A 3,961-nucleotide genomic window follows, 5' to 3' on the forward strand; every position below is an offset into this window, starting at 1 on the left:
AAAACATCTACCCTACAGGATTCTAACTTTTTAAATAATTCGTTTGATGATTTGCTTAGTTCTAACTCAATTGAGTTTTTAAAACTTTCCTTACTCATATTCAATAAATTTTAATTATAATTTGAGCTACAAATGTTTCAAAAACTGTGAGTGAAACGTGACTATAGTATCATATCTAAGAGGGTATGATATCGTATCTTTTTTTAATCATTTTATATAGTTGAAGGTGTTTATCTGTGCTATAGTCAGATTTAAATTTAGTAGCTGTCCCGAAATTTGTATCAAACTCTTCAATCATAAATTTGAAAATGTTACTAAGGCTTTTGTCTTTATTCATTAAACCATCCTTTCTGAGTTTATCTACTAGAAAACTCATTTCAGCTAAAACTATTTGTTTGTTAATTGTAGATGTAAATTCCTTGTAAAGCTCATAGCCATAAGATTGAAAGTATTCAGGGTAAGGATTATCATATTTAATTCCCAAGGAACCCTCTTTTACTATGGATAAACTATTTAAAAACTCAATTTTCTTTTTAGAACTTCGAATAAACTCCTCAAAAAAATCTTTTTCTACAAACTGTATTAACTCCAATGACTCATAACCATCAATTTCAATAAAGTAGTTAAATTTTTTTTCTATTATTTCTTGTTGAGAGTTAATGTATTTCTGTACAAAATCATTTTCATCTGCATCTATATTATCTAAAATAAATTCTTCTAAAAGTGTTTTGTATATATCTTTAAATTTATCTAAATCATAAAACTCTTCCTTTGTCTTGAGATGAAAATATAGTGAGTTGTTAATGATAGTTCTAAATTTTTCAAGTAAAACTATATTTTTTTCAATCTCTTTATTCTGTCTATACAAGAGACTAAGACGATAAACTTCTTTATACGGTTTAGTCTTTCCGAGCTCAGGTAGAAGTTTATCATAAATTTGGGTTTGATATTGTGTGAGTTTATTCATAAGAGAGAATTAATTACATTTGGTTTAAATAAGAAAATTCAATCTAAAGTATGAAATTAGATAATGAAATAGTCAAAGATAGGCTGAGAAAATCCTTAGGTGATGAATATGATTTATCAAAAGTTAATTACATTAATAAAAATGAAAAAATTATCTTGGTTTGTAAAAAACATGGAGAATTTTCAGCAAGACTAAGTGCTTTTACCAAAAGAAAGCAAAGGTGTCAAGATTGTAAAAAAGATGAGCAATTGGAGGTTTACTTGGAGTTTCTAAAATCTAATTACCCACACATAACCTTCTCTTCAGGGCAATCATATACAAATAGTAAAGATAAATTTCGTTTTGTATGCAAGAGTCACGGTGCTTTTGAACAAACTTGGAATACCATAAAAGGAGGTACTCATTGTCCAAAATGTGGAGATAATCGGCTTAGAAGTAAACAAAATAATAGAATTATTCCAATTGATGAGATAATATCAAGGGTGTATGAAATTAGTCAGGGTAAAATAAAAATTTTGAATCCTGAGAAGTACAAGAATTCCCATTCTAGGCTAAAATTTGAATGTACAAAAGGACACACTTGGTCAGTAAAATTATATAATATACTTCAAGGTAAGGGATGCTCCAAATGTGCAGGTTTAAAAATAAACACAAAAGATTTTATAATTAACCTAAAAGAGATACACGGTGACAATATTAGATTAGTTGAAGGACAGAAATATAAGAATAGGAAAGACAAATTAAGATTTAATTGTAAAGTTAAAAATCATCCTGAGTTCTCTGCAGCTCCAAGCAATATAATATTTAAAAAGAGTGGTTGTCCTGAATGTAAAAAAGACACACTTAAGAAAACTTTTAGTTTTACAACTGATGAAATTTACAACAAAATAGAAAAGAAGTTCGAAGGGCGAATAATAGCTTTGCCAAATCAGATATATGAAAATCAACATACTAAGTGGGTCATGAAATGTCAAGACCATAGCCACCCAACTTGGGAAACATCAATCGGCTCTGTATTAAATACTGATTACAAATATGGTTGTCGTTATTGTATGGGAGAGAAGCCTGTAAATTCGTATGAGGAAATTGAAAATCTTATTAAAACTAATTTTGATGGGAAAATAAAATTAACTAAAGTTCACGGAAAGAGATTCCTTAAATCCTCTAAAATCACAGTTTTTTGTTCTGAACACAAAAAGACACATACAGAAAAACTTAACAATATATTAAAATCATATGGTTGTCCTGATTGTAGTGAAGAAAATAAGCGAAGGAATAGGCGCACAGACGAGGAAACTTTATTGCGCCAAGTATTTGAAACTCACAGAGAATTTATTACAATTGTTAATCCGGAAGAATATGTAAATACAGAAACACCTATTAAATTTCTTTGTCATAAAAAACGTCACGGGGTTTTCGAAGCAACTCCACATTCAATAATATCAGGGAATGGATGTCCAATTTGTAAAATGTCAAAGGGAGAAAGAAAAATATTATTTTGGCTTAGAGACGAAAATATAAGCCACAAATATCAGTTTAGAGTTAAAAAACATAAAGGTTTAGGGCATTTCATATTTGATTTTTTATTAACTGAGAAAAATATTATTATTGAATACGATGGAAGACAGCATTTTATGGCAGTAGAAGCTTGGGGAGGCGAAGAGGCATTTAAAAAAAATCAGAAAATAGACAAATTAAAAGATGAATTTGCAAGACTAAATGGTTGGGAAATGTTAAGAATACCTTATACGAAGTTTCAAAATATTGAAACTATTCTTGAAAATTTTTGTTTATAACGAGCATTTTTTTGTAGGTTATTTTATTTTAGAAGCAGAGTTATGACCTCTTAGAAGGAGCTAATAACTTTATAAATTCATCACTAACTGATCTGTAGGCATGACCTCTTCCTTCAGTTCAGTTATTTCAAGTCCTCTTAGTTAGTTTAAGAGTTAGGCATAGTTTTTATATATTTGAAGTATAAACAAATCTAATTATGAAAAAACTACTCATACTCGTTTCTTTAATTTTTAGCTTTAATTCTTATTCTCAAGAGGAAAGTGTGAAAATTGATGTAACAACTCAAAACACAACTGCTAACCCTGTTGGGGCTTTTAATTCTGCAAGGATGGCAGAGTGGAGAAATATGAGGGCGAGGAGACTTCATAAATATCAGTATAATCCTACAAAAAAAACAACGTTAAAACTATATAGGGCAAATAAAGTTATTGGATTACCACTTGATGATGGAATAGCAGAGGAAGATGTAAAAAAATGGCTTCCAAAAATTAAGCTTGATAGAAAAGTTGTAATTAGTAAAAAGATTACAAGAGATGAAGCTGTAAAACAGTTAAAAGAAGCAAAGGAAATGTTTGATATGGGGATTCTAACGAAAGATGAATATGATTCATTGTCTAAAAAACTTAAGCCAATAATTATAGGTAACTAAACTAATGGCATATCTTCCTCTTTTAGTTCTGCTACTTCCAAGCCCCTTAAATAAGTTAAACTAATATTCCATATGTTTGATTTACTAACTATCAATAATGTATTATGCAAAAGCAATTTCAATTTAATGAGGACGTTGGTGGATTATTTGTTAATCTAATTGCGGTTTATTTAATGGTATTTTTTACTCTTGGTATCGCAACTCCTTGGGCTTTTTGTAAGCTTGAAAGATGGAAGGCAAATAACACAACGATTGATGGTAGAAAAATTAAATTTATCGGAGAGGGTAGTTCCTTGCTTGGTAAGTTTATAGTGTGGTATATACTAACACTTATAACTCTTGGTATTTACTCTTTTTGGATGATTAATAAACTTCAAAAATTCAAGGTAGAGCATACGGTTTTTGTTGATTAAATAATAGGCATATCTTCTTCCTTTAATTCTGCTATTTCTAAACTTCTTAAGTAGGTTAGAGATACATTTCTTATATTTACTTGAAAATAAATTCAGTGATAAAAACAATATTTGAAATTTCCAAAATGGACTGCC

At 29.2% G+C, this 3,961-nt stretch carries 4 protein-coding genes; 3 read left to right on the forward strand and 1 reads right to left on the reverse strand.

Annotation, left to right across the window (positions count from 1 at the left end; translation table 11 throughout):
• Positions 1–175: 175 nt before the first annotated feature.
• Entirely contained in the window at positions 176–967 is a 792-nt protein-coding gene (locus ACFDSN_RS11820) for a hypothetical protein (protein WP_375240061.1), read from the reverse strand.
• A gap of 50 nt (positions 968–1,017) precedes the next feature.
• Here ACFDSN_RS11820 and ACFDSN_RS11825 point away from each other — a divergent pair, with 50 nt between their 5' ends.
• The 3 genes from ACFDSN_RS11825 (at position 1,018) to ACFDSN_RS11835 (ending at position 3,826) form a co-directional block, all read left to right on the forward strand.
• Positions 1,018–2,763, forward strand: a complete 1,746-nt coding sequence (locus ACFDSN_RS11825; RefSeq protein ID WP_375240062.1) for an endonuclease domain-containing protein — start codon at positions 1,018–1,020, stop codon at positions 2,761–2,763.
• 197 nt (positions 2,764–2,960) lie between these two features.
• Positions 2,961–3,413 (forward strand): hypothetical protein, encoded by a 453-nt coding sequence (locus ACFDSN_RS11830; RefSeq protein ID WP_375240063.1) that lies wholly within the window; start codon positions 2,961–2,963, stop codon positions 3,411–3,413.
• Between the two features lie 104 nt (positions 3,414–3,517).
• On the forward strand, positions 3,518–3,826 hold the full coding sequence (locus ACFDSN_RS11835) for a hypothetical protein (protein WP_375240064.1): 309 nt from the start codon (positions 3,518–3,520) through the stop codon (positions 3,824–3,826).
• Positions 3,827–3,961: the final 135 nt, after the last annotated feature.

This window comes from Aurantibacter sp., assembly GCF_042094015.1.
Lineage (GTDB): Bacteria > Bacteroidota > Bacteroidia > Flavobacteriales > Flavobacteriaceae > Aurantibacter.